This is a genomic window from Pandoraea sp. SD6-2 (assembly GCF_000389825.1).
Classification (GTDB): Bacteria; Pseudomonadota; Gammaproteobacteria; order Burkholderiales; family Burkholderiaceae; genus Pandoraea; species Pandoraea communis.
The window spans coordinates 23,437-46,817 of sequence record NZ_KB944457.1 but is presented as its reverse complement, the minus strand read 5'-3'; the positions used below and the strand labels follow the sequence as shown (position 1 = coordinate 46,817).

Annotated in this window: 24 protein-coding genes; 10 read left to right on the top strand and 14 right to left on the bottom strand. The window is 63.4% G+C overall.

Annotated features, from left to right (window positions below):
* Positions 1–4: 4 nt before the first annotated feature.
* From C266_RS23380 to C266_RS23365, 4 genes are read right to left on the bottom strand one after another with little or no spacing between them, the layout of a single operon-like run.
* Positions 5–802, bottom strand: a complete 798-nt coding sequence (locus tag C266_RS23380) for a transporter substrate-binding domain-containing protein (RefSeq protein ID WP_010808241.1) — start codon at positions 800–802, stop codon at positions 5–7.
* Between the two features lie 43 nt (positions 803–845).
* A complete protein-coding gene (locus tag C266_RS23375; RefSeq protein WP_010808242.1) occupies positions 846–1,574 on the bottom strand; it encodes an amino acid ABC transporter ATP-binding protein in 729 nt (242 codons plus the stop codon).
* Positions 1,558–2,211: an amino acid ABC transporter permease gene (locus tag C266_RS23370; protein WP_010808243.1), complete on the bottom strand. Its 654-nt coding sequence runs from the start codon at positions 2,209–2,211 to the stop codon at positions 1,558–1,560. Before C266_RS23370 ends, C266_RS23375 begins: the two co-directional genes overlap by 17 nt.
* On the bottom strand, positions 2,208–2,996 hold the full coding sequence (locus C266_RS23365; RefSeq protein ID WP_010808244.1) for an amino acid ABC transporter permease: 789 nt from the start codon (positions 2,994–2,996) through the stop codon (positions 2,208–2,210). Before C266_RS23365 ends, C266_RS23370 begins: the two co-directional genes overlap by 4 nt.
* A 404-nt stretch (positions 2,997–3,400) precedes the next feature.
* Between C266_RS23365 and C266_RS27835 the strand changes: the two genes are divergently transcribed.
* From C266_RS27835 to ubiA, 7 genes are all read left to right on the top strand, one after another.
* The gene (locus C266_RS27835) at positions 3,401–3,541 is read left to right on the top strand and encodes a hypothetical protein (RefSeq protein WP_168162951.1); all 141 of its coding nucleotides are present in this window, start codon (positions 3,401–3,403) and stop codon (positions 3,539–3,541) included.
* Positions 3,541–4,002: an Lrp/AsnC family transcriptional regulator gene (locus C266_RS23360; protein ID WP_010808245.1), complete on the top strand. Its 462-nt coding sequence runs from the start codon at positions 3,541–3,543 to the stop codon at positions 4,000–4,002. Before C266_RS27835 ends, C266_RS23360 begins: the two co-directional genes overlap by 1 nt.
* A 346-nt stretch (positions 4,003–4,348) precedes the next feature.
* Positions 4,349–4,972: an iron transporter gene (locus C266_RS23355; protein ID WP_010808246.1), complete on the top strand. Its 624-nt coding sequence runs from the start codon at positions 4,349–4,351 to the stop codon at positions 4,970–4,972.
* Positions 4,973–5,068: 96 nt separating this feature from the next.
* Positions 5,069–5,392: a cupredoxin domain-containing protein gene (locus C266_RS23350; RefSeq protein WP_051126547.1), complete on the top strand. Its 324-nt coding sequence runs from the start codon at positions 5,069–5,071 to the stop codon at positions 5,390–5,392.
* Positions 5,393–5,451: 59 nt separating this feature from the next.
* Positions 5,452–6,288: an FTR1 family protein gene (locus C266_RS23345; protein WP_010808248.1), complete on the top strand. Its 837-nt coding sequence runs from the start codon at positions 5,452–5,454 to the stop codon at positions 6,286–6,288.
* A gap of 145 nt (positions 6,289–6,433) precedes the next feature.
* Positions 6,434–7,828, top strand: coding sequence for a 4Fe-4S binding protein (locus C266_RS23340; protein WP_010808249.1), 1,395 nt, complete (start codon positions 6,434–6,436; stop codon positions 7,826–7,828).
* Between the two features lie 85 nt (positions 7,829–7,913).
* A complete protein-coding gene (gene ubiA / locus C266_RS23335) occupies positions 7,914–8,780 on the top strand; it encodes a 4-hydroxybenzoate octaprenyltransferase (protein WP_010808250.1) in 867 nt (288 codons plus the stop codon).
* A gap of 123 nt (positions 8,781–8,903) precedes the next feature.
* Here ubiA and proC read toward each other — a convergent pair whose 3' ends face one another.
* Entirely contained in the window at positions 8,904–9,716 is an 813-nt protein-coding gene (proC, locus tag C266_RS23330) for a pyrroline-5-carboxylate reductase (protein ID WP_010808251.1), read from the bottom strand.
* An 82-nt stretch (positions 9,717–9,798) separates the two neighbouring features.
* Positions 9,799–10,512 (bottom strand): YggS family pyridoxal phosphate-dependent enzyme, encoded by a 714-nt coding sequence (locus C266_RS23325; protein WP_010808252.1) that lies wholly within the window; start codon positions 10,510–10,512, stop codon positions 9,799–9,801.
* A gap of 246 nt (positions 10,513–10,758) precedes the next feature.
* Between C266_RS23325 and C266_RS23320 the strand changes: the two genes are divergently transcribed.
* On the top strand, positions 10,759–11,256 hold the full coding sequence (locus C266_RS23320; protein ID WP_010808253.1) for a glutathione peroxidase: 498 nt from the start codon (positions 10,759–10,761) through the stop codon (positions 11,254–11,256).
* Positions 11,257–11,289: 33 nt separating this feature from the next.
* Here C266_RS23320 and C266_RS26450 read toward each other — a convergent pair whose 3' ends face one another.
* Positions 11,290–11,751: a hypothetical protein gene (locus tag C266_RS26450; RefSeq protein ID WP_010808254.1), complete on the bottom strand. Its 462-nt coding sequence runs from the start codon at positions 11,749–11,751 to the stop codon at positions 11,290–11,292.
* 177 nt (positions 11,752–11,928) lie between these two features.
* Between C266_RS26450 and C266_RS23310 the strand changes: the two genes are divergently transcribed.
* The gene (locus C266_RS23310) at positions 11,929–13,473 is read left to right on the top strand and encodes a PLP-dependent aminotransferase family protein (protein ID WP_010808255.1); all 1,545 of its coding nucleotides are present in this window, start codon (positions 11,929–11,931) and stop codon (positions 13,471–13,473) included.
* A 72-nt stretch (positions 13,474–13,545) separates the two neighbouring features.
* On the opposite strand, the gene glcE is transcribed toward C266_RS23310, so the two are convergent.
* From glcE to C266_RS23290, 4 genes are read right to left on the bottom strand one after another with little or no spacing between them, the layout of a single operon-like run.
* Entirely contained in the window at positions 13,546–14,628 is a 1,083-nt protein-coding gene (glcE, locus tag C266_RS23305; RefSeq protein ID WP_010808256.1) for a glycolate oxidase subunit GlcE, read from the bottom strand.
* Positions 14,628–15,497, bottom strand: a complete 870-nt coding sequence (locus tag C266_RS23300; protein WP_010808257.1) for an ion transporter — start codon at positions 15,495–15,497, stop codon at positions 14,628–14,630. Before C266_RS23300 ends, glcE begins: the two co-directional genes overlap by 1 nt.
* Position 15,498: 1 nt before the next feature.
* The gene (locus tag C266_RS23295) at positions 15,499–17,034 is read right to left on the bottom strand and encodes an FAD-linked oxidase C-terminal domain-containing protein (RefSeq protein WP_010808258.1); all 1,536 of its coding nucleotides are present in this window, start codon (positions 17,032–17,034) and stop codon (positions 15,499–15,501) included.
* A gap of 7 nt (positions 17,035–17,041) precedes the next feature.
* Positions 17,042–18,463 carry an FAD-binding oxidoreductase gene (locus C266_RS23290; RefSeq protein WP_010808259.1) on the bottom strand — a complete coding sequence of 474 codons (1,422 nt, stop codon included), beginning with the start codon at positions 18,461–18,463 and terminating at the stop codon, positions 17,042–17,044.
* Between the two features lie 345 nt (positions 18,464–18,808).
* On the opposite strand from C266_RS23290, the gene C266_RS23285 reads away from it, so the two are divergent.
* Positions 18,809–19,372, top strand: coding sequence for a cob(I)yrinic acid a,c-diamide adenosyltransferase (locus tag C266_RS23285; RefSeq protein ID WP_010808260.1), 564 nt, complete (start codon positions 18,809–18,811; stop codon positions 19,370–19,372).
* Between the two features lie 45 nt (positions 19,373–19,417).
* On the opposite strand, the gene aroG is transcribed toward C266_RS23285, so the two are convergent.
* The 3 genes from aroG to C266_RS23270 form a co-directional block, all read right to left on the bottom strand.
* Positions 19,418–20,491: a 3-deoxy-7-phosphoheptulonate synthase AroG gene (gene aroG, locus C266_RS23280; RefSeq protein WP_010808261.1), complete on the bottom strand. Its 1,074-nt coding sequence runs from the start codon at positions 20,489–20,491 to the stop codon at positions 19,418–19,420.
* 458 nt (positions 20,492–20,949) lie between these two features.
* Positions 20,950–22,410 carry a metalloprotease TldD gene (gene tldD / locus C266_RS23275; RefSeq protein WP_010808262.1) on the bottom strand — a complete coding sequence of 487 codons (1,461 nt, stop codon included), beginning with the start codon at positions 22,408–22,410 and terminating at the stop codon, positions 20,950–20,952.
* Positions 22,411–22,469: 59 nt separating this feature from the next.
* Positions 22,470–23,321: a carbon-nitrogen hydrolase family protein gene (locus tag C266_RS23270; protein ID WP_010808263.1), complete on the bottom strand. Its 852-nt coding sequence runs from the start codon at positions 23,319–23,321 to the stop codon at positions 22,470–22,472.
* Positions 23,322–23,381 lie beyond the last annotated feature (60 nt).

The following is a 23,381-nucleotide window of genomic DNA, read 5'->3' as shown; positions in this document are numbered from 1 at the left end:
GGTATTACGCCGCGCCCTTCGTCACGCTGTCCGGCAAATCGCGGCCGTGATACTTCTTGTAGATCGCGTTGAGCTTGCCGTTCTTCAGGTTGGTCTTCACCCAGTTGTTGATCCAGTCCTTGAGCGCGGGCTGATTCTTGTTCAGCGCGATACCAAGATCGAATTCCTTCTGCGCGAATTTCAGTTCGAGGTTCTTGTCCGGTGCGCGCTTGATCATCTCGCCGAGGTTCGACGGCGTGCTCGAGAAGATATCGACCTGCCCCGTCACCATCGACGTGATGAGCGTGGCGTCGTCTTCATAGCGAACGATCTGTGCGCCCTTGGCGTTCTGCGTGGTGAGCGTATCGTTGACGGTCGCGCGCGTGAGGCCGATGCGTTTGCCGTTGAGGTCGTCATAGCCCTTGATGTTCACACTCTTGGGCCCGCCCACGATGATCGAAATGACGGCGTACGGAATCGAGAAGTCGATCACCTGCGCACGTTCCGGAGTAATCGAGAGATCGGCCACCACGATATCGGCACGGTTCGCTTGCAGCGTCGGCACGCGTGCGGCGTTCGTCACAGACACGATATCGAGCTTCACGCCCAGATCCTGCGCCAGCAGCTTGGCCGTGTCGACGTCCGAGCCCGCCGGTTGCAGATTGGCGTCGGCGAACGAGTACAGCGGTGTGCCCATGGCGATCGCAACGCGAATCTTGCCCGCCTTCTTGATGTCGTCGAGCTGATCTGCGAAAGCGGTGTGCGCCATTGCACCGAGCAGGACGGCGGCGCAGGCCCGAGTGAGGAACGTCTTGAGTTTCATGCAGTGGTCTCCTTGGAGTGATGTTGTTGTCGTGACTGCGTGCTTACAGCCCGTTGGCGAGGAATGCGCGCAGTTCGGGCGTTTGCGGGTTGTCGATCATTTCGCCCGGACCGACTTCCCATACCTTGCCCTGATGCATGTAGATGATCTGATCGGCCACGCGCTTGGCGAACGCCATCTCGTGCGTGACGAGCAGCATCGTCATGCCGTCGGCCGCGAGGTCTTCCATGACGCGCAGCACTTCGCCCGTGAGTTGCGGATCGAGTGCCGACGTCACTTCATCGAATAGCATGACTTTTGGCGACATCGCGAGCGAGCGGGCAATGGCCACACGTTGTTGCTGGCCGCCCGAGAGTTGCTCGGGATAACTGTCGGCCTTATCGGAAAGGCCCACTTGTGCGAGCACACGCTTGGCCACTTCCTCCGCTTCGCCGCGCGCCAGACGCTTCACGTGCCGTAGCGCAAGCATGATGTTCTCGCGCACGCTCAGGTGCGGAAACAAGTTGTAGCTCTGGAAGACGATGCCCACTTCGCGGCGCAGTTGATGCAGGTCGATCTGCGGATCTTCCACACGAATGCCGCACACTTCGATGGAGCCTTCGTCGATGGTTTCCAGGCGGTCGATACAACGCAGTGCCGTACTCTTGCCCGAGCCGCTCGCGCCGATGATGGCGACCATCTTGCCGCGCTCCACCTCGAACGACACGCCCTTGAGCACCGGGTTGTCGCCGAAGCGCTTGTGAATCTGGTTGACCTTAACGATTGCCGACATTGAGCCTGTCCTCCAGTGAAGCGCTCCAGCGCGAGAGTGGGTAGCACAGCACGAAATAAAAAACCCCCACCAGCGAGAACACGAGGAAGGGCTGGAAAATCGAGTTGTTGATGATCTGGCCGGCACGCGTGAGTTCCACGAAGCCGATGACCGACGCCAGCGACGTCATCTTGATGATCTGCACGAGAAAGCCGATGGTCGGCGGCAGCGACAGGCGCACGGCCTGCGGAATGATGACCAGACGCAGCGTCTGCCAGCGCGAGAGCGACAAGCACTCGGCAGCCTCCCACTGCGCACGCGGCATCGCTTCGACGCAGCCACGCCAGATGTCGCCCAGATAGGCGCTGGTGTAGACCATCAGCGCAAGCGCGGCGGCCACGATGGCGGGCAGCTCGAAGCCGTACACCGACAACCCGAAGTAGACGATGAACAGCAGGATCAGCAGCGGGATTCCCTGAATCGCTTCGATGAACACCTGCGCGGGCAGTCGCAACCAGCGGCGCGGCGAGATGCGCGCGAGCATCACGAGGAAGCCGCCTGCGCTGCCCAGCACGAACGCGATCAGGGAGAGCACCAGCGTCCAGCCGATGGACTGCACCAGATACCCGAAATAGGTCCACGAAAAGTTGCCGATCATGAGGCGCTCCGTTGTGCCGTATTGCTGCCCGCAGAGCCTGTCGCGTTCGGATTGGCTGCGCGCGAGGCGGCAGCGCGGCGGCGCGAGGCCTGAGCCGCCTGCGCTGCGGCGCGTCGCACGGTACGGCGGCGCTTGAAGAAGTACTCGCCGGCGGCCCACGCCACCAGCTTCACCAGCAGCGACAGACCAAGGTAGAGCGCGGCCACGACGATGTACGTCTCGAGCGAGCGGAACGTGTCCGACTGCACAGTGTTGGCCACCGCGGTCAGTTCTTCGGCGGAAATCTGCGAGGCCATGGCGGAGGCCTGCATCATCAGAATGAACTGGGTGGTCAGCGCCGGGTACACCTTCTCGATGGACGGTTGCAGCATGACGTGCCACGCAATGCGCCACTTCGACAGCCCCAGACACTCGGCGGCTTCGATCTGACCGCGCGGCACCGATTCGAGCCCGGCGCGAATGATCTCCGCCGCGTAAGCACCGATGTTGATCACCATCGCGATGACGGCGGCTGCAAACGTCGGCATATGTATGCCGAGACTCGCGAGGCCGAAGTAGAGCAGGAATATCTGAACGAGGAATGGCGTGTTGCGTACCGACTCGATGTAGATGTTGCAAAGGCGAACGAGCCATCGATGGCGGCTGCGCTTGGCAAAGGCGACCAGCGTGCCGGCAGCGGTGCCGATCACGACCGCGAGTACGGTCATCTTGAGCGTGAGCCACGCGCCTTCGAGGAAAACTGGCCAGTATGGAACCAGCGGGGCGAAATTCAACGAGAAATGCATGACAAACGCCTGTCTCCGGTGACGTTCGGGGCCGACGCGCGCCACGCCGCTTGCGTTGCGGTTATGACGTCCGCAGTAGCCGTGGTGGGTCTTTCTTGTACGTCGTCATATAAGTGATGTGATTTTGCGCATCGCCAATCGGCGTTGTCAATAGCCGGCCGTTGGGGAGATACCCTTGGCTATGGCCTTGATTGGACAAGGGTTAAAGGGCGTTTGCGCCGTGGGGCGGGGCACTTCGGATGGCGTGAGGCGACCTCAACGACAGGTTGATGGCAGCGGGTTTCGCAGGCTTGTCATCGTATCTCTCGTTGTGAGAGGCGACGGACCGCCTGACACGACGGCATGGTTTTATAATCGCGCTTTGCCGGTCTTTTGCCTCGCCCGGCATCTCTCGACGGAAAAACATGCAACAGATCAACGACGGCGGCGAGCGCGCGGCGGCGCACGCTCCGGACATACGATATCGGGACGAGGAAATCGGGCGCGAGCCTGTCCGGCGCGGCGTGACGTTCCATGGTGGCGGCGACTTAAAGGGCGAAGTCTGATGACGTTGTCTACGACGGCACTCGACGAACTCGACCGTAGCCTGCTCGCGCTGTTGCGCGTGAATGCGCGCGAGAGTACGGCCAATCTGGCGCGTCGCCTCGGTGTGGCGCGCACCACCGTGGTGGCTCGCATCGGCCGGCTCGAGCAGGCCGGGGTCATCGCTGGCTATACCGTGCGGCTGGGGCAGGATGCCGCAGGCGGCGGGTTGCAGGCCTGCGTGGGCATTAGCGTGCAGCCGCGCTCCGGGCGCGACGTGATGCGGCGTCTGAACAAGATGCCCGAGGTTCACTTGCTGTGTACCGTCAGCGGGGAGTTCGACTATGTGGCCTGGCTGCACGCCGCATCACCGGATCAACTCGACGGACTGCTCGACACCATTGGTGAGATCGACGGCGTGACCCGCACCACGACGTCGGTCGTGCTGGCCCGGAAAATCGATCGAGGCGGTGTGCTGCCCTGAACGTTGCCGGGCAGTGCACCGCGTTGCTTTGACCTGATTCGTTAGCTGGACCAGGACTTGGCCGCTGAGGTGCCGCGCGGTGGCGTGCGCCGATAATGGCGGGTGACAAGGCTGGCATGCGCCCGCAGGCTCGAAATTTTCAGCAAATCGTGCAATTCTGCCGCCGGTAATTTTCCGCAAACGGCCACTAAGAATCGCTGAGCGATCCCGCCGGTACTGGCGCACCCCTCGAATTTCCCGTTTCTCCCCGTGTTGCCTTGACTTCGCGCGTTTGTCTGACGGTGGCGAAGGTGCTAAACTTATTGAGAATTGTTTGCATTAACTTATTCATCCATCTGGAGTGCGTATGCGCGTGAAATCCCTCGTGGCAGCGGTGTTGCTTGCCGGTGCGGCCACCCTGGCTCAGGCTGCCGAGTTTCCCATTGGCAAACCGCTGAATGTGGCGGGCATGGAAATCAATACGGTGTATCTCCAGCCGGTCACGATGGAGCCGGCTGGCATGATGCGCGATGCCGCCAAGTCGGACATCCACCTCGAGGCAGACATTCACGCGATCGCCAAGAACCCGAACGGTTACGCCGAAGGCGACTGGGTTCCCGGTCTGGAAATCACGTACAAGCTGCAAAAGATGAAGAGCGACGGCAAGACCGCCGATGGCGCTGCCATTGAAGGTTTGATGATGCCGATGGTCGCGAGCGATGGTCCGCACTATGGCGATAACGTCAAGCTGGCGGGCGTTGGCAAGTACAAGCTGACGATGGTCGTGAACGCGCCGGGCACGCTGCAGGAGTTCGGTTGCAAGATGGGCGGCACGGCGGCCGCAGGCGCGCACGCCGGGCATGGCGGCATGGGCCCGTGGTGCTTCGGCCGTCACGTCGACAAGGAAACGGGCGTGGGTCCGTGGTTCAAGCCGATTACCAAGGAAGTCGATTTCACTTTCTCGGGTATTGGCAAGAAGGGTGGCTACTAAGCCTGCATAACCCTGATTCAGCGTTGGCCTGGGGCCAGCGCTGTTTTCGTTTGGAGCACAAGGATGAATCAGCGCATCGCGCGCCTGCTGGCCACGATGGCGGCCTTGGTGGCGACTTTGTTGGCATTGGGCGGCACATCGCTCGCTCATGCCGACGACTTGCCCACCTTCAAGCTGGAAATGAACAACGGCAAGCTCAACCCGGCGCGCATCGAAGTGCCGGCCGGCAAACGCATCAAGATCGAGGTGCACAACACCGGAACGAATGCCGTCGAGTTTGAAAGTCTGCAACTGCGCAAGGAAAAGGTGCTGGCACCGGGCGCGCAGTCGTTTGTGGTGATCTCGCCGCTGCAGCCGGGCGAGTACAAGTTTTTCGACGATTTCCATCAGCAGGCGCAAGGCGTGATCGTCGCCAAGTAGGCCACGCGGAAGTCGTTTCAGTCACACGGTAAGACACGCATCACGAGAGGAATCACCCGATGGGTCAGGTCATGTTCATCGTCTGGCGCGAAAGCGTCGAGGCATTGCTGGTTGTCGGCATTCTCCATGCCTGGCTGGCGAACCCGGAGCACGGTGCCAAGCGCGGCCTGCCCTATCTTTGGACCGGCGTCGCACTTGGCATCGCAGCAGCCGTGGCGCTGGGCGCCGCACTCGTCGGCTTCACCGAAGTGCTTTCGGGCGACGCGCAGGATTACTTCCAGACCGCCATGGTGTTGATCGCCTGCGTGCTGATCGTGCAGATGGTCTTCTGGATGAAGCGTCACGGGCGAACGCTCAAGCGCGACATGGAATCGTCGCTGCAGAAAAACCAGGATCAGGGCACATGGTGGGGTGTGCTCGTGCTGGTAGCGCTGGCCATTGCTCGCGAAGGCAGCGAGACGGCCATCTTTCTGTATGGCATCGGCTTCGGCCAGCAAGGCAGCGTGCCGCTGTCGATGTGGCTCGCGGTGCTGATCGGCTTCGTGCTGGCGCTGTTCACGTTCTGGCTGTTGCAGTTGGGCGGAAAGATCTTCTCGTGGCGCCTGTTCTTCCGCGTCACCGAAATCATGCTGCTGTTCCTGGCGGCGGGGCTGCTCGAGTCGGGGCTTGATCGTCTGATCTCGCTCGAGCTTGTACCGACGCTGGTCGACCAACTGTGGGATACTTCCGCGATTCTTGACGATGCCAGCCCGTTCGGCAGCCTCGTCGCCACCCTGACGGGGTATCGCGCGCATCCGGCCGGCATGAATCTGTTGGTGTACGCAGTGTATTGGATGTTCACGTGGGCGCTGCTCAAACGGGCAGGCGCTCCTCCCAAGCAGGTCAAGCCCGCGTGAGCGGGTCACGCGCACCGGCGGGGAATGCGTCCCGGCCGGTGCGCCACAACGGTCTGAACGGAAGCGTCCGGGCAGGGTCCGCAAGATCCGCCGAATCGATAAGCGCCGTTAGCCGGTAGGTCATTCCCCGACGTACGAGTTGAGCATGAGCATCGCCATACCTGTCCCGAACCGACTGGCCCGACTGGGCCTTTGGATGCAACGCCACGGCAAGCTGATACGTGGCGTGCAGTGGGGCGTCGTGCTGGTTTATGCGTTCCTCATCTGCGTGCCGGTCATGATGCCGTTGCCTGACGAAACGGCGCACATCCTCGATAACCTCACCGTCTTCGCGCAGTTCACGTTCTGGGGCATCTGGTGGCCGTTCGTGCTCATCAGCATGGTGCTCATGGGACGTGTCTGGTGCGGAGTGCTGTGTCCGGAAGGCACGCTCTCGGAATTTGCGAGCCGCCATGGGCGCGGGCGCGCCATTCCCCGCTGGATGCGCTGGGGCGGCTGGCCGTTCGTGGCCTTCGCCGGCACGACCCTCTACGGTCAGATGGTCAGCGTCTACCAATATCCGAAGGCCGTGCTGCTGGTGCTCGGCGGTTCGACCGTCGGCGCGATGGTGATCGGCTATTTCTACGGGCGCGACAAGCGCGTGTGGTGCAAGTATCTGTGCCCGGTCAACGGCGTGTTCTCGCTGCTGGCGCGTCTGGCGCCGTTCCACTTCAAGGTCAACGAAGACGCCTGGCGCCGGTCGTATCACACTAACGGCCACAAGATCATCCCGATCAACTGCGCGCCGCTCGTGCCGCTGCGCAACATGAAGGGTGGGGCGCAGTGCCATATGTGCGGGCGTTGCGCCGGGCATCGCGACGCCATCGAACTCACGAGCCGCTCGCCGAGCGAAGAGATCGTGAAGTTCGGTGCGACCGAGAACAATAGTGTGTGGGACAGCGTGCTCGTCATGTACGGTTTGCTCGGCGTGGCCATCGGCGCGTTCCACTGGACGGTGAATCCGTGGTTCGTCGCCACCAAGACCGTGCTGGCCACGTGGCTCATCGATCACAACATCATGTGGCCGTTCGAGACGAACGCCCCGTGGTTCGTGTTCACCAATTACCCCGATCAGAGCGACGTCTTCACGTGGCTCGACGGCGGCATGGTCGTCACTTACATCCTGGGCAACGGCCTGCTGCTGGGCCTGGCCTTCACGATCATCTTCGCGCTGGCCAACCGGGCGATGGGACCGTGGCAGACGTCGCGATTCAATCATCTGGTGCAGTCGCTCATTCCGATCGCCGGGGCCGGGGTGTTCATCGGTCTGTCGGCCACGACGATCAGCCTGCTGCGCGCCGAACATCTGCCGGTGTACTGGGCAAACGACGTGCGCGCGGCCATTCTCGCCGCGACCACGCTGTGGAGTCTGTGGCTGGGCTGGCGCGTGACTGGCCGTCACGCACGCTCGTTCGGACGCCGTCTGGCCGGCATGGCGGGTGTCGTGGCGGCGCTGGCGCTAGTCAACTGGCTCTGGCTGCTGATGTTCTGGATCTGGTGACGCGGCGGGTGACTGGCGCGTCCCGATTGGCGAGCATTCGGCCCGTAGCCTACAATGTCGCCACAAGTCTTTCTGTGTGACGCCCATGTTGCTCGCTCAACGCCTTCCGCTTTATTTCCGCCTCGTTCGCCTCGATAAGCCGATCGGCACCGTGCTGCTGCTGTGGCCGACGCTCGCGGCGCTGTGGATTGCATCGAACGGGCATCCCGACCCGCGGCTGCTCGCGATCTTCACGCTCGGCACGTTCCTGATGCGCTCGGCGGGTTGCGCCATCAACGATTACGCCGACCGCGACTTCGACAAGTTCGTCAAACGCACGAAAGAGCGTCCGATCACGTCGGGACGCATTCGCGCATGGGAAGCGCTCGCCGTGGCCGCGACGCTCGCACTCGTGAGCTTCCTGCTGATTCTGCCGCTCAACGCGCTGACGAAGTGGTTGTCGATTCCCGCGCTGTTCGTCGCAGGCACCTATCCGTTCACCAAGCGCTTTCTGGCGATTCCGCAGGCCTATCTCGGCGTGGCGTTCGGTTTCGGCATTCCGATGGCTTTCGCTGCCGTGCAGGATCAGGTGCCGGCCGTCGCATGGGTGCTGCTGCTCTCGAATGTGTTCTGGTCGGTGGCGTACGACACCGAATATGCGATGGTCGATCGCGACGACGACCTGAAGATCGGCATCAAGACGTCGGCGATCACGTTCGGACGCTTCGACGTGCTGGCGATCATGCTCTGTTACGCCGGCGCACTCGGCATTCAGGCGGGCGTCGGCGTGTATCTGGGCTTCGGCTGGCCGTTCTGGCTGGGCATGGCCGTGGCGGTGAGCTTCGCCATTTACCACTACTTCCTGATTCGCGGACGCGAGCGCATGCCGTGCTTTGCGGCGTTCCGTCACAACAACTGGCTCGGTGCCGCCGTCTTCGCGGGCATCGCCGGACATTATCTGCTGACGGCATAAGCGCGGGCGCAGCGTTCGCTGCATCCACTGCGTGCGTCGCGCTCACGCATCGTCAGGCAGACATGCCAAACAAAACGGCCCGCATGCGGGCCGTTTGTCTTTGCTGCGTCTGACGAGCGCGTGTCAGGCGTCGCCCAACTCGTCGCCGAGTTCCTTGGCACGGGTGTTCGCCGCCTGCACGCCGCGCACGATGGCAGCCTTGATGGCGTCGCGCTCGAACGAGCTAAGCGCGGCAAATGTCGTACCGCCCTTGGACGTCACGCGCTCACGCAGCACGCTCACCGGCTCGCTCGACTGCGCGGCCAGTTGCGATGCCCCGGTGAACGTGGCGATGGCCAACTGGCGTCCCTGCTCGGGCGTGAAGCCCAGTTCCTGAGCTGCCTGCTCCAGCGCTTCGATGAAATAGAACACGTATGCCGGGCCGCTGCCCGAGATGGCCGTCACGCCGTCGAGCTGACTTTCCTTTTGGACCCAGACGATTTGCCCTGCGGCGCCCAGCACATTCTCTGCACGCTTGCGTTGGTCGGAATCGACGCCCGAGAGTGCGGCCAGACCGGTGATGCCCATGCCGATCAGCGCGGGCGTGTTCGGCATGCAGCGCACGATCTGGTTATGGCCGCCGAGCCAGCGGGCCAGATCGGATGCGCGAATGCCCGCTGCGATGCTGATGACCAGTTGACCGTTCAGGTGCGGTTGGAGGGCTTGCGCGACGTCCTTGAGGACTTGCGGTTTGACGGCCAGCACGAGCGTGTCGTAATCGCGCAGGCGGTCGTTGGGCGCGCTGGCGGTCTCGACACCATACTGCTTGGCAAGGCCTTCACGGGTCGATTCGTTGACGTCGATCGCGAGAATGTCGCGCGGGGCAGTGCCGCGCTTGACGAGTCCGCCGATCAGGGCATTGGCCATATTGCCGCCGCCGATGAATGCAATTCTCATAACCATCCTTTGCGTTGCGTATGTCATTACCTCTTACTGCGGTGAGCCACCACGAGGCGCTCGCCGCCGGGGCACGCCGCGATCAGGCCCGGGGGCCGTAATCGCGCGCACCGAAAATAGCGGTGCCAACACGCACCATTGTCGCACCCTCGGCAATTGCGGCCTCGAGATCGCCCGACATGCCCATCGACAGTGTGTCGAGGGCCAGTCCATCGGCGCGCAGCGCGTCGAACAACTCGCGCACGGCCTTGAACGGTGCGCGTTGGCGAGCCGGATCGTCTTCGGGTTCGGGAATCGCCATCAGGCCGCGCAGTCGCAGATTCGGCAGGGCGGCGATGGCGCGCGCGACCGCGGGCACGTCCGCAGGCGCGACACCGCTCTTGCTCGCTTCGCCGCTGATGTTGACTTGCAGGCAGACTTGCAGGGGCGGGAGGTTCGCTGGCCGTTGGGCGCTCAGCCGTTCGGCGATCTTCAGTCGATCGACCGAATGCACCCAGTCGAAATGTTCCGCCACCGGCCGCGTCTTGTTGCTTTGCAATGGGCCGATGAAATGCCACTCGAGCGGTCGGCCGCCGACCGTCTCTCCTGACAGTGCGGCCATCTTGTCGAGCGACTCCTGCACGTAGTTCTCGCCGAAAGCGCGCTGTCCGGCGGCGAGCGCGTCGCGCACGGCATCGGCGCCAAACGTCTTCGAGACGGCGAGCAAATGCACGCTACCCGCCGGGCGGCCGGCGTCGGCAGTGGCACGGGCGATCCGGGAGAGAACATCGTCGAGATGTGCTGCGATGGTCGACATGAGGCAGGTTCGGGCGTCGGTAGGGCGTCTGTAGGGCGGTGTCGTTGGCGCGGGGGCGTTGCAACGGCATTGCAGGTCAACGATTATAGCTGTGCCCGCGCCCGAGGTGCTACCCCGGAAAAAACGAGGTGCTACCCGCCCCCGTTTGCGCTGTTTTAGTCATTCGGTGCGCCTGACGCACATCGAACGGTCATGGCCTGCGGCTTGTGGCAGACTTCGCGGTGCCAACATCGACAGGAGCCATAGATGAACGCGAATTCGCAGCATGTGTACGATTTTTCAGTCCAGACGCTGTCGGGCGAAACCGTCAGCCTGTCGCAGTACCGTGGCAAGGTACTGCTGATCGTCAACACGGCGAGCGAGTGCGGTTTCACGCCGCAGTACGCTGGTCTGCAGACGCTCTACGAACAGCTCGGCCCGCGCGGCTTCGAGGTGCTCGCGTTTCCGTGCAATCAGTTCGGCAAGCAGGAGCCGGGCGACGCACAGGCTATTCGCAGCTTCTGCGATCTACGCTTTCACGTCACGTTCCCGATGTTCGCCAAGGTCGACGTCAAAGGGCCGGACGCCGCACCGCTCTACGCCTATCTCACGCAGGAAAAGCGAGGCGTGCTGGGGACGAAGGCGATCAAGTGGAATTTCACGAAGTTTCTCGTCGACGCGCAGGGCAACGTGGCGGCGCGTTATGCGCCGACGGCAAAGCCTGAAGCCATCCGTGCGGACATCGAGAAGCTGCTGCCGGCCTGAACGAGAGGCATTCGGTCAGGTGCCGGGACTGACTCAGAATCCGAGTGACCTGCGAACGATCTGCCGCACACGAGCGGCGTAAGCGCGCAGCCCCGCGCGGCGATGGGCTTCGGCGACGTCTTCACGCAGGGCAACGCGGGCATCCGTGGCAGCGCTCAACGTCAGCCAGCCAGACGTCTCGGCCACATAGACCTGCCCGGCGGTCAGCGAGACGGCGCGTCGCCAGAAGCTCGCCGCCAGCCAGCGCGGCGCTGCCGTGAGCAGAACATCCCCTCGCTCGATATGGAGCACCGTGCCAAGGCCCACATAGGCGTAAAACGATTGCCCGCGTGCCAGAGAGAGGTGTGACGGGAGCTGGGCAGGCGAGCCGCTTTCGGCGTCGGCCGGCAAGGCGACGCGCGGCCGGGACAACGGCCAGTCGGCGCGCCTGGCGTCGCCGATATCTCGTACCCGCGTCGAATCGGAAGAAAAGAGGGGCGACTGGGGCTTTGCCATGAGGGGCTCCGGGGGCGTTGAACAGATGGGTACAGCGTATCGGTCGCCAGACGCTCCCGGTAGGCACACAGTTGCGCTGTTTCGCGCGTAACAGAGCGGCTTCCGGCAATCTGTTACGATGCCGATTCAACGAATCTGTATCTGTTATGGTCGTGTGCAATACCCGATCATCTGCGCATGGACGCCGTTACCCCCACGCTCGCCGCCCCGGACACCGAGCCGCTCATCGCGGACACCCCGAAGGCATCTCCCGCCGCCCCGACGCCACCGGCTTCGGAGGACCGCACGCCGCTATATCGTCAGCTAGCCGACCATTACCGCCACGCCATCGAGGCGGGCACGCTCGCGCCGGGCGACCGCATGCCGAGTGTGCGCACCTTGATGGAGCGGCATCAGGTCAGTCTATCGACGGCCTTGCAGACATGCCGTCATCTGGAGGCGCTGGGGGTGCTCGAGGCACGTCCGCGTTCGGGCTACTTCGTGCGCACACCTGCTCGTGCGAGCCTCGTGCCGGTGGCCGAACCGCGTCCGTGGGTGCCCGATCTGATGCAGTACGTGGGTATCAATCAGCGCGTGTCGTCGATCCTCGCGAGAGGGCTTCAGGCGGACGTCAAAGTCAATTTCGCGGTCGCCCATGGCTCCCCGTCGCTCTACCCGGTCAACGAACTTCGGCAGGCCACCATCCGGGCGTTGCGCGATAACCCGCTGCTCTACGGCACGCCGCCTCCCGGTGGTGGAGAAGCGCGTTTCCGTTGTGCGATTGCCCGGCGCGCGCTCGAAGCGCGCATGAACATCAATCCCGAGGAAATCGTCGTCACGCACGGCTGTATCGAGGCGATCAATCTCGCGTTGCGCGCGGTGGCATCGGCGGGCGATGTGGTCGCCGTCGAATCGCCGACGTACTACGCGCTGCTGCAAACGCTGGAGAGCATGGGCATGCGGGCGCTCGAAATTCCCACGAGTCCTCAGACGGGGATCTCGCTCGAAGCGCTTCAATTGGCGAGCGAGACCTACGACAACATCAAGGCCGTGATCGTCGTGCCGCATTTCCAGAATCCGCTCGGGTCGGTCATGCCCGATTCGCACAAGGCGCGGTTGGTGAAGTGGGCGGAGTCGCGCGGCGTGGCGATCATCGAAGACGACACTTACTCGGCGCTGGGCGATGACGGCAATATTCCGGCTGCCATCCGCTCATGGGATACGTCGGGCAACGTGATTCACTGCGCATCGCTGCACAAGACGATGGCGCCGGGCATGCGGCTCGGCTGGATCGCGGGCGGCAAGTGGCAGTGGCGAGTGGAGATGCTCAAGTACGCGCAGACGCGCCCGAACGAAGCGCTCGCGCAGATCGCGATGGGCGAATTCATGGATTCGCCCCGCTACGATCGTCACCTGCGCCGCTTGCGGGCGCAGCTACGCGAGCACCGGGCGGCGATGGCCGAAGCGATTGCCACCCATTTCCCGGCGGGCACCCGTCTGACATTGCCCGCCGGTGGACTGAGCCTGTGGGTGGAGATGCCGGGCAGCGTCAGCTCGGAGCGACTGTTCGATGCGGCGCTCGCCAAAGGGATTCGTGTCGCACCGGGCAGTCTTTTCTCGAACTCGTCGCGCTACGACCATTTCCTGCGCATCAACGGCGGTCAGCCGTTCACGCGAGAGGTCGAGAAGGCGGTGCGCACACTGGCGACGGAAGTCTCGCGCTTGCTGGATACGAATGGCTGAGCGGGTGGGAGGATAAGGCCCGGCGCGCTGCGGCATATCGCGCCATACCGCTGCATATTGCCGTGAATGCGCTCAGAACTCCGGATACATCCGCCCCGGATTGAAGATGCCCGCCGGGTCGAACACCGACTTCAGATTACGGTGGATGCGCATGAGCGGTGCGGGCAGGGGCGTGAACACACCCACACCGGGCTCACCATAGCGGAAGAGTGTGGCGTGTCCGCCGTCCTGCCGCGCCGCCGAACGCACGATTTGCGCGTCGGCGTCGGTAATCCACCAACGCTGTGCGCCACCCCACTCGATGAGTTGTTTGCCAGGCAAGCGGTGCGGTTCGGCGGTCGACGGCACGGCCAGACGCCACAGTGCCTGGCCCGGCCCCGCATCGGCGAAGAAGCTGTCCGTTTGCTCGCGGATCGCGTGCCAGAACTTGGCGGCGTGAATGGCGTCGACCAACTCCCCGCCCATCTTCACGCGCGCGGCCTTGATCGCTGCCGATGCCCCCGCCAGACGGATCACCAGCAAATCGTTGCGCCACGCACTGCCTGTGATCGGCAACGGTTGCCCGCCCCATTCATTGAGCTTGCGCACGGCATCGATGGCGTTCATTTCGAATTGCAGCGTCAGTTCGGCAAATGGCTGCGGCAACACCTTGAGCGACACTTCGAGAATCAGGCCCAGCGTGCCCAGCGAGCCGGCGAGCATGCGCGAGACGTCGTAACCGGCGACGTTCTTCATCACCTGACCGCCGAAATTCAGCACGTGAGCGCGCCCGTCCATCAATTTGGCGCCGAGTACGAAGTCGCGCACGGCGCCCACGGCACTGCGGCGAGGCCCGGCGAGCCCGGCAGCCACCGCACCGCCGATCGTCGCCCCCGGCCCGAAGTAGGGCGGCTCGAACGGCAGCAACTGACTGCGTTCGGCGAGCGCCGTCTCGATGTCGGCGAGCGGCGTGCCGCAGCGCGCCGTGATGACCAGTTCTGCCGGGTCGTAGGCCACGATGCCGCGGTAGGCGCGTGTGTCGAGCACGTCCCCCACGCGTTGTTGGCCGTACCACGCCTTGGTGCCGCCGCCACGAAGCTGAAGCGGTGCACGGCGTGCCGTGGCATGTTCGATGACGGCGCGGAAGTTCTCGAGAGTGTCGTTCGTGTCGGTCATCAGCTCGGTTCTGGCGGCGGTGGCGTGTCGGATTGATAGGGGGCCAGCTCGCTGCCGCAGTGCTTGCAGTAGCTCGCATCGGCGTCGTGCCCTTCGGTAAGGCATTGCTGGCAGGTGCGTGTGGTGACGGCATTCTTGCGCATGGCCGAATGGATTTCGGCACCCATGATGCCGGTGGGAATGGCAATCACGCTGTAACCGAGCAGCATCACGAAGCCGGTGATCGCCTTGCCCAGTCCGGTGACGGGCACCACATCGCCATAGCCGGTGGTCGTGAGCGTGACGATGGCCCAGTAGATGCCCACCGGAATGCTCGTGAAACCGTGCTGCGGTCCCTCGATGATGTGCATGAGCGTGCCAAAGATCACCACGATGATCGAGATGAACCCGAGAAACACGAGGATCTTGCGGCGCGCGTTGTAGAGCGCGACGCTAAGCACACCGGCTTCGTTCACATACGCCGTGAGCTTCAGAATCCGGAACGCGCGCATCAGACGCAGCAAACGCACGTCGATCAGCCCATGCAGTTCGGGCACGAGAATTGCGAGATATGTCGGCAGAATGGAGAGCAGATCGATGATGCCGTAGAACGACAGCGCGTAACGCAGCGGTCGATGCGCGCTCAGCAGCCGCGCGATGTACTCGGCCGTAAAGAGCAGGGTAAAGAACCACTCGAGAATCGCCATCGGCAGCGATGCCGTAGCCTGCACGGCAGGCACGCTCGAGACGATTACCGTAAGCACCGACAGCACGATGGCGATAAGCAGCGCGATGTCGAACAGCCGCCCTTCGCGCGTATCGGCCTCGAAGATGATGATGTACAGCCGCTGCCGCCAATCGTGCGGCATCCACTCTGACAGCGGGCGCATATCAGAACCTCGGCAGGTCGGGGTGTGGCAGCAGGCCGCCGCGCACGTGCAGTTTGCCGTATTCGGCGCAACGGGCTCGTGTGGGAATTCCCTTGTCCGGATTGAGCAGCCCGACCGGATCGAACGCGCGCTTCACGCCGAAGAAGGCGTCGCGCTCCTCGGCCGAGAACTGCACGCACATCGAGTTGATCTTTTCGATGCCCACGCCGTGTTCGCCCGTGATGGTGCCGCCGAGTTCGACGCACGCTTCGAGAATGTCGCAACCGAACGCTTCGGCGCGATGCCATTCGTCGAGGTCGTTGCCGTTGAAAAGAATGAGCGGATGCATGTTGCCGTCTCCCGCGTGAAAGACGTTAATACAGCGCAATCCGTATTGTTGTTCCAGACCTTCGATGCGTTTGAGCAACGTCCCAATCGCCCGGCGAGGAATCGTACCATCCATGCAGTAATAGTCCGGCGAAACGCGTCCGGCTGCGGGGAACGCATTTTTGCGTCCCGACCAGAAGCGCAGGCGCTCTTCCTCACTGCGGGAGATCTGCAACCGTGTCGCGCCCGACGTGCGCAGCACATGGGAGATGCGCATGACTTCCTCGGCGACTTCTTCCGGCGTGCCGTCCGATTCGCACAGCAGGATCGCCGCGGCTTCAAGGTCGTATCCGGCGTGAACGAACTCCTCGACGGCTTGCGTGGCTGGCTTGTCCATCATTTCGAGTCCGGCGGGGATGATGCCGGCCGCGATGATCGCCGCCACGGCGTTACCACCGGTCTCCACATCGTCGAAGCTCGCCATGATCATCTGTGCCGTCTGTGCCTTGGGCACCAGCTTGACGGTGATTTCCGTCACCACGCCGAACATCCCCTCACTGCCGATGAACACCGACAGCAGATCGAGTCCGGGCGCATCGGGGCCGAGCGAGCCGAATTCGATCGCTTCGCCGGACATCGTGATGGCGCGCACGCGCAGCACGTTGTGCACCGTCAGGCCGTACTTCAGGCAGTGCACACCGCCCGAATTCTCCGCCACATTGCCGCCGATGGTGCAGGCGATCTGCGACGACGGATCAGGTGCGTAATACAGGCCGTAAGGCGCGGCTGCCTCCGAGATCGCCAGATTGCGAACGCCCGGCTGCACGGTCGCCGTCCGCGCGTAAGGATCGACCTCGACAATCTTCTTGAACTTGGCGAGCGAGAGCACCAGACCATCGGAGATGGGCATCGCGCCGCCAGAGAGGCTCGTGCCCGCGCCGCGTGGTACCACCGGAATGCCCAACTGATGGCAGGCCTGCAGAATGCGCTGAACCTGCGATTCGGACTCGGGCAGCACGACGGCGAGCGGCACGCGGCGATACGCGGCGAGACCATCGCACTCGTATGGCGTGGTGTCTTCGCGGCGATGCAGAATGCAATGCGGCGGCAGGATCTGGGTGAGCGCGTCGAGCAACTGACGCTGACGCGCTTCGAGGGCGTCGGCGTCATTGGACGCGCCACCCGCCTGGAGCGGGCCGGATTGACCTTGCGGGGTGACGGGCGCGTTCATGCGGCGCTCAGCCCGCCGGGCGCAACCGGAAAATCTTGCCCGGATTGAGCAGATTGTGCGGATCGAGCGAGGTCTTGATCGCGCGCATGACATCGATGGCGCCTTCGCCGTGCTCGGTCACGAGAAAGCCCATCTTGTGCAGGCCCACACCGTGCTCGCCCGTGCATGTGCCCCCCATGCGGATCGCGCGCTCGACGATGCGCTGGTTGAGCCGTTCGGCCTCTTCGATCTCTTCGGGCTTGGCCGGATCAATGAGGATCGCCACGTGGAAATTGCCGTCGCCGACGTGACCCACGATCGGGCACGGCAAACTCGACGCCCGCAGATCTTCCTCGGTCTCGCTGACACACTCGGCCAGACGCGAGATCGGCACGCAGACGTCCGTCGTGACCGCGCGACAGCCCGGCTTGAGCTGGAGCATCGCGAAGTACGCGCTATGACGCGCGGCCCACAGACGGTTGCGGTCTTCGGTGCGCGTGGCCCATTCGAAGCCGGTACCGCCGTTTTCCCTGGCCAGTTCCTCGACGGTCTCCGCCTGCTCCTTCACACCGGCATTGCTGCCGTGGAATTCGAAGAACAGCGTTTGCGTCTCGGGCAGTTCCATCTTGGAATGCTTGTTGATGGCGCGCACGGCCAGTGCATCGACGAACTCGACGCGCGCCACCGGCACGCCCAACTGAATCGTCTGGATAACGCAGTTCACGGCATCCGTCATGCTGGGGAACGAGCAGATCGCGGCCGATACGGCTTCCGGCTGCGGATACAGACGCACCGTCGCTTCGGTGATGATGCCCAGCGTGCCTTCACTGCCGACGAACAGGCGCGTGAGGTCGTAACCGGCAGAGGATTTGCGTGCACGCGTGCCAGTGTGGATCACGCGGCCGTCTGCGAGCACGACGCTCAGCGCGAGTACGTTCTCGCGCATCGTGCCGTAACGCACGGCATTGGTGCCGGAAGCGCGCGTAGCACACATGCCGCCAATGCTGGCGTCGGCGCCGGGGTCGATCGGGAAGAACAGGCCGGTGTCGCGCAGGGCTTCGTTGAGCGCCTTGCGGGAGATGCCCGGTTGCGCGGTGACGGTCAGGTCTTCCGCATTGATCGACACGACCTGATTCATTTCCGAGAGATCGAGCGACAGACCGCCCTCGACAGCGAGCAGGTGCCCTTCGAGCGACGAGCCGGCGCCGTACGGAATGATGGGGACGTCGTACTTGGCACACAGTTTGACGATCTGCGAGACTTCGTCGGTGCTGTGCGCGAAGGCGACGGCGTCGGGCAGCATGGGGTCGAACGGAGACTCGTCCCTGCCGTGATGCTCGCGCAGTGCCTCCTTGGTGCTCACACGCTCGCCCAGCAGGGCTTGCAACTCGGTAAGCAGGGCGTCCGGAAAGGGACGCTTGGCGGCGAACGGCAGATGGGGGTGATTCACGGTTTTCTCCTTCAGGTCTCCGGGCGGCCAGCGCCAGCAGGCGATGGCAGGCTCCATATCGGGTGTGGGGTCTCGGGCACTGGCCGACAGCACCGAACGGTCAACGGTTCGGCGGGCCCATACCCTGACACCTCATGAGCGGGGATTTTACGCCGTGACGGCGTTTTTCCGCACCCTTTGCGTCATATCATACGGACTTGCCGCCAAGGCGCGCCATCGGAATTGCCTGAAAAATGGGCAGCGAGGGCAGCGGTGGTCAATTTCAATCAAAGAAGGCAGGTCGTCCGGCGGCCGAACGTGGGGCGCCGGCAGGCAAGATATGCCGTAAGGGGTAGGTGTCAGAGGATGAGTAATCGTTTGAGCAAGATCGTCACCCGCACGGGCGACGGTGGCAAGACCGGCCTTGGGGACGGCGCACGCGTGGACAAATTCAGTCTGCGTATCGTCGCCATCGGCGAGATCGACGAGACCAATTCACACATTGGCGTGTTGCTGTGCGAAGACCTGCCGCCGGACGTGCGTGCCATGCTGCTCGATATTCAGCACGATCTGTTCGATCTCGGCGGGGAATTGAGCATGCCGCGTCACACGTTGCTTGTCGATGCGCAGGTGGCCAAGCTCGATGGCTGGCTGGCGCATTACAACGCCGATCTGCCGAGTCTGAAGGAATTTATTCTGCCGGGCGGCACGCGTGCTGCGGCGCTGGCGCACGTGGTGCGGACCGTGTCGCGCCGGGCCGAGCGCGCCATGGTGGCGCTCGGTGCCGAAGAGACGGTGGCCCCCGCGCCGCGCCAGTACGTCAATCGTTTGTCCGATCTGATGTTTGTACTTGCCCGGGTACTGAACCGTGCGGGCGGCGGCACCGACGTGCTGTGGCAGCGCGACCGGGCCGAGGGCGGGGCGCAGTAAGGCTCAGCGCGGCTCTGATTGCCGCCCTGGCTGCGCCCCGCGACATCAGTTGCCTGTGCCGCGAGCCAGACGGCGCGCGCGCACGGCGTCGGCCAGCGTATCGAGCACCTTCAGGCTGTCTTCCCAGTCGATGCAGGCATCGGTGATGCTCTGACCGTAGGTCAGCGGCTTGCCCGGCACGTGATCCTGACGGCCGGCAACGAGGTGCGACTCGACCATCACGCCAATAATGCGGTCGTCGCCACCGGCGATCTGGCGTGCGATGTCCTCGCACACCGGGATCTGGTTCTCGTGCTTCTTCTGGCTGTTGGCGTGCGATGCGTCGATCATCACGCGCGCGGCCAACCCCGACTTGGCGATGTCGTCGCAGGCGATCTGCACGCTGGCCGCGTCGTAGTTGGGCGCCTTGCCGCCGCGCAGGATCAGGTGGCAGTCCTCGTTGCCCGACGTCGACACGATGGCCGAATGGCCGCCCTTGGTCACCGACAGGAAATGGTGCGGCTGCGATGCGGCCTTGATGGCGTCGACGGCAATCTTCACATTGCCGTCCGTGCCGTTCTTGAAGCCGACCGGGCACGAGAGGCCCGACGCCAGTTCTCGGTGCACTTGCGATTCGGTGGTGCGTGCGCCGATGGCGCCCCACGACACGAGATCGGCGATGTACTGCGGGCTGATCATGTCGAGGTATTCCGTACCGGCCGGCAGCCCCATTGCGTTGATCTGGGCGAGCAGTTCGCGCGCGAGGCGCAGGCCGTCGTTGATCTTGAAGCTGTTATCCATGTGCGGGTCGTTGATCAGACCCTTCCAGCCCACCGTCGTGCGCGGCTTCTCGAAGTACACGCGCATCACGATCTCAAGTTCGCCCTTCAGGCGCTCACGCTGCTCGGCCAGACGCGCAGCATATTCCAGTGCGGCTTTCGTATCGTGGATCGAGCACGGGCCGATGATGACGACGAGTCGGTCATCCATACCATGCAGCACGCGGTGAATGGCACTGCGCGTGCGATGGATGAGGTCCGCGCTCTTTTCCGAGCAGGGGTACTCGCGAATCAAATGCGCCGGCGGCGTCAGTTCCTTGAGCTCACGAATACGAACATCATCGGTGTTGTGGGGAGGCATGCTTTTTTCTCCTGGGCAGTACGGACTGCGGTGCGATTCTCGGGATGCGGGTCAAAAAAAAACCGCCAGACTCGCTGGCGGTTTTTCAGGATTCGTTTCGGTGCTTACTGCTGCAACTCCCCCTCTCCTTCCGCCAGCGGTGTGAGATTCGCAAAAAAGTAAAAATAAAACTTATTGGCGGTCATGAGGGATGTCGTTGACATTGCATGGCAAGCATTTTGCCGTGCACTGGAACCACTTTATACGCCTAATCGAATGACGCTGCAACCGTGTCAGGCCGCTGAACGGCGGGAAAACGCGCGGAAACATTGCATTTTGTTCGGTATATTTGCTTAAAGTAAGCGTGATATTTGATAAACATGCGAAAACGCCCGGTTTGACCCGGGCGCTTTGCTATGCTTTACGCATTTTTTGCGGTGCGTCATCCGACGCGTGACATTGGACGCGCCGGCTGCGCCTTACGCCGTGCCGCCAACCGTCATGTTTTCCATGCGCAGCGTCGGCTGGCCAACGCCCACAGGCACGCTCTGGCCTTCCTTGCCGCACACGCCGACGCCCGAATCGAGCGACATATCGTTGCCGATCATCGTCACATCCTTGAGCGATTCGGGGCCGTTGCCGATCAGCGTGGCGCCCTTGACCGGATACGTGATCTTGCCGTCTTCGATCATGTAAGCCTCGGACATCGAGAACACGAACTTGCCGTTCGTGATGTCGACCTGTCCGCCGCCGAAGTTCACGGCATACAGACCATGCTTGACCGACGCGATGATTTCCTCGGGGTCCTTGTCGCCGCCGAGCATGTACGTATTGGTCATGCGCGGCATCGGCAGCGCGGCGTACGACTCGCGACGGCCGTTACCCGTGACCGGCATCTTCATCAGACGCGCATTCAGGCTGTCCTGCATGTAGCCACGCAGAATCCCGTCTTCGATGAGCGTGGTGCACTGCGTCGCATTGCCTTCGTCGTCGATGTTCAGCGAGCCGCGGCGGTTCGACAGCGTGCCGTCGTCAACCACCGTGACGCCCTTGGCGGCCACACGTTCGCCGAGGCGTCCGGAGAACGCCGAGGAACCCTTGCGGTTGAAGTCGCCCTCCAGCCCGTGACCGATGGCCTCGTGCAACAGCACGCCGGGCCAGCCCGGTCCGAGCACGACAGTCATCGCACCGGCCGGTGCCGGGCGCGCGTCGAGTTTGACGATGGCACCGTCTACCGCCTCCTGGACGTACTTTTCGAGCAGTTCGTCAGTGAAATAAGCGTAGTCGAGGCGTGCGCCGCCGCCGCTGTTGCCGATTTCGCGGCGTCCGTTGGCTTCGACGATGACGGTGACCGACACGCGCACGAGCGGGCGCACATCGGCGGCGATCACGCCGTCGCTGCGCGCCACCAGCACGACGTCGTATTCCCCGGCCAGACCCGCCATGACTTGCTGCACGCGCGGATCACGCGCACGGGCCAGCTTTTCGATGCGCTCGAGCAATGCCACCTTACCGTTGGCGTCGAGCGAGGCCAGCGGATCGGACGGCAGGTAGAGCCCGTTACCGGCGGCGTTGGCGAGCTTGCTGCCGACCTTCACACGTCCGCGTCCGGCCGTGGCGATGCTGCGAGTCGCAGCGGCCGCGTCCTTCAGGGCGATGTCGGAGATGTCGTCGGAGTAGGCGAAAGCGGTGCGGTCGCCCACGATGGCACGCACACCCACGCCCTGATCGATCGAGAACGAACCCGATTTCACGATGCCTTCCTCGAGGCTCCACGCTTCGCTGCGCGTGTACTGGAAGTACAGGTCGGCGTAGTCCACGCGGTGCGTGAAAATGTCGCCAAGTGCGCGTTGCAGGTGGCTTTCGTCGAGGCCGTATGGCGTGAGCAGCAGCTCGCGGGCCGTGGCCAGGTTCTGGATGCCGGTATCGATGATTTTCATGCGGTGTCAGGCCAAGGAAATGTATTCGGTAAATGAGGGCGGAATCGGGGAAATCAACCTTACAGCACGCGATGCCGCCACGCGGGCAGGCTCTGACGTACACCGGTCATCCGGGCCGGGTCGATGTCGCCAATGACCACGCCGGCGCCGTCCGCTTCTCGCTGGGCGATGATGTCGCCCCATGGGTCGATCAGCATGGAATGCCCCCAGGTGCGCCGCCCGTTTTCGTGATGGCCGCCCTGTGCGGACGCCAGCATGTAACACTGATTCTCGATGGCCCGCGCACGCAGCAGGAGTTCCCAGTGCGCACGGCCCGTCGTGTAGGTAAAGGCGGCGGGTACGACCATGAGCGTACAGTCGCCCATGGCACGGTACAACTCGGGAAAACGCAGGTCGTAGCAGACCGACAGGCCCACGCGCCCGAACGGCGCTTCAAACGTGCGTACGGCATCGCCCGGCCGAATGGTGCGCGCTTCGTCGTAGGCTTCTTCGCCTTTGACGAAGTTGAACAAGTGAATCTTGTCGTAGCGCGCGGCCGGCGTACCGTCGGGGCCGAAGACCAGCGTGGTGTTGAGCACGCGCTCCGGTTCGGGCGCGGCCAGCGGCAGCGTGCCGCCGATGAGCCACACGCCGTGACGGCGGGCGGTTTCGGCGAGAAAGTCCTGAATCGGCCCGTCGCCCGGGGTCTCGCGCAACGCGAGTTTGTCGGTGTCGTGCCGGCCCATGTAGCAGAAGTACTCGGGCAGCAGTACCAGTTGCGCGCCGGCGTCTGCCGCCTCGGCGACCAGACGGCCGGCTTCGCGGAGGTTTCGTTCGACGTCGGGGGCACTCACCATTTGCGCGGCCGCGACGCGTGCAATGGCGCCGGCGGGCGCGGGTACGGCGGCTGACTTCGTGTCGGGACTCGTCATGGAATGGCTGGATTCAGAGCGGATAACCGTGTCGGGCTTACAGGCGTCGGGGTTACAAGC

What these genes read in the sequence shown, in the direction of transcription:
- C266_RS23340 (WP_010808249.1), top strand. Translation starts at nt 6,434, where the DNA reads ATGAGCATCGCCATACCTGTCCCGAACCGACTGGCCCGACTGGGCCTT.
- C266_RS26450 (WP_010808254.1), bottom strand. Translation starts at nt 11,751, where the DNA reads ATGGCAAAGCCCCAGTCGCCCCTCTTTTCTTCCGATTCGACGCGGGTA.
- C266_RS23310 (WP_010808255.1), top strand. Translation starts at nt 11,929, where the DNA reads ATGGACGCCGTTACCCCCACGCTCGCCGCCCCGGACACCGAGCCGCTC.
- C266_RS23370 (WP_010808243.1), bottom strand. Translation starts at nt 2,211, where the DNA reads ATGATCGGCAACTTTTCGTGGACCTATTTCGGGTATCTGGTGCAGTCC.
- C266_RS23320 (WP_010808253.1), top strand. Translation starts at nt 10,759, where the DNA reads ATGAACGCGAATTCGCAGCATGTGTACGATTTTTCAGTCCAGACGCTG.
- C266_RS23325 (WP_010808252.1), bottom strand. Translation starts at nt 10,512, where the DNA reads ATGTCGACCATCGCAGCACATCTCGACGATGTTCTCTCCCGGATCGCC.
- C266_RS23345 (WP_010808248.1), top strand. Translation starts at nt 5,452, where the DNA reads ATGGGTCAGGTCATGTTCATCGTCTGGCGCGAAAGCGTCGAGGCATTG.
- C266_RS23365 (WP_010808244.1), bottom strand. Translation starts at nt 2,996, where the DNA reads ATGCATTTCTCGTTGAATTTCGCCCCGCTGGTTCCATACTGGCCAGTT.
- C266_RS23380 (WP_010808241.1), bottom strand. Translation starts at nt 802, where the DNA reads ATGAAACTCAAGACGTTCCTCACTCGGGCCTGCGCCGCCGTCCTGCTC.
- C266_RS23300 (WP_010808257.1), bottom strand. Translation starts at nt 15,497, where the DNA reads ATGCGCCCGCTGTCAGAGTGGATGCCGCACGATTGGCGGCAGCGGCTG.
- C266_RS23285 (WP_010808260.1), top strand. Translation starts at nt 18,809, where the DNA reads ATGAGTAATCGTTTGAGCAAGATCGTCACCCGCACGGGCGACGGTGGC.
- C266_RS23355 (WP_010808246.1), top strand. Translation starts at nt 4,349, where the DNA reads ATGCGCGTGAAATCCCTCGTGGCAGCGGTGTTGCTTGCCGGTGCGGCC.
- C266_RS23360 (WP_010808245.1), top strand. Translation starts at nt 3,541, where the DNA reads ATGACGTTGTCTACGACGGCACTCGACGAACTCGACCGTAGCCTGCTC.
- C266_RS23270 (WP_010808263.1), bottom strand. Translation starts at nt 23,321, where the DNA reads ATGACGAGTCCCGACACGAAGTCAGCCGCCGTACCCGCGCCCGCCGGC.
- C266_RS23295 (WP_010808258.1), bottom strand. Translation starts at nt 17,034, where the DNA reads ATGAACGCGCCCGTCACCCCGCAAGGTCAATCCGGCCCGCTCCAGGCG.
- C266_RS23375 (WP_010808242.1), bottom strand. Translation starts at nt 1,574, where the DNA reads ATGTCGGCAATCGTTAAGGTCAACCAGATTCACAAGCGCTTCGGCGAC.
- glcE (WP_010808256.1), bottom strand. Translation starts at nt 14,628, where the DNA reads ATGACCGACACGAACGACACTCTCGAGAACTTCCGCGCCGTCATCGAA.
- C266_RS23350 (WP_051126547.1), top strand. Translation starts at nt 5,069, where the DNA reads ATGGCGGCCTTGGTGGCGACTTTGTTGGCATTGGGCGGCACATCGCTC.
- proC (WP_010808251.1), bottom strand. Translation starts at nt 9,716, where the DNA reads ATGAGAATTGCATTCATCGGCGGCGGCAATATGGCCAATGCCCTGATC.
- ubiA (WP_010808250.1), top strand. Translation starts at nt 7,914, where the DNA reads ATGTTGCTCGCTCAACGCCTTCCGCTTTATTTCCGCCTCGTTCGCCTC.
- C266_RS27835 (WP_168162951.1), top strand. Translation starts at nt 3,401, where the DNA reads ATGCAACAGATCAACGACGGCGGCGAGCGCGCGGCGGCGCACGCTCCG.
- tldD (WP_010808262.1), bottom strand. Translation starts at nt 22,410, where the DNA reads ATGAAAATCATCGATACCGGCATCCAGAACCTGGCCACGGCCCGCGAG.
- aroG (WP_010808261.1), bottom strand. Translation starts at nt 20,491, where the DNA reads ATGCCTCCCCACAACACCGATGATGTTCGTATTCGTGAGCTCAAGGAA.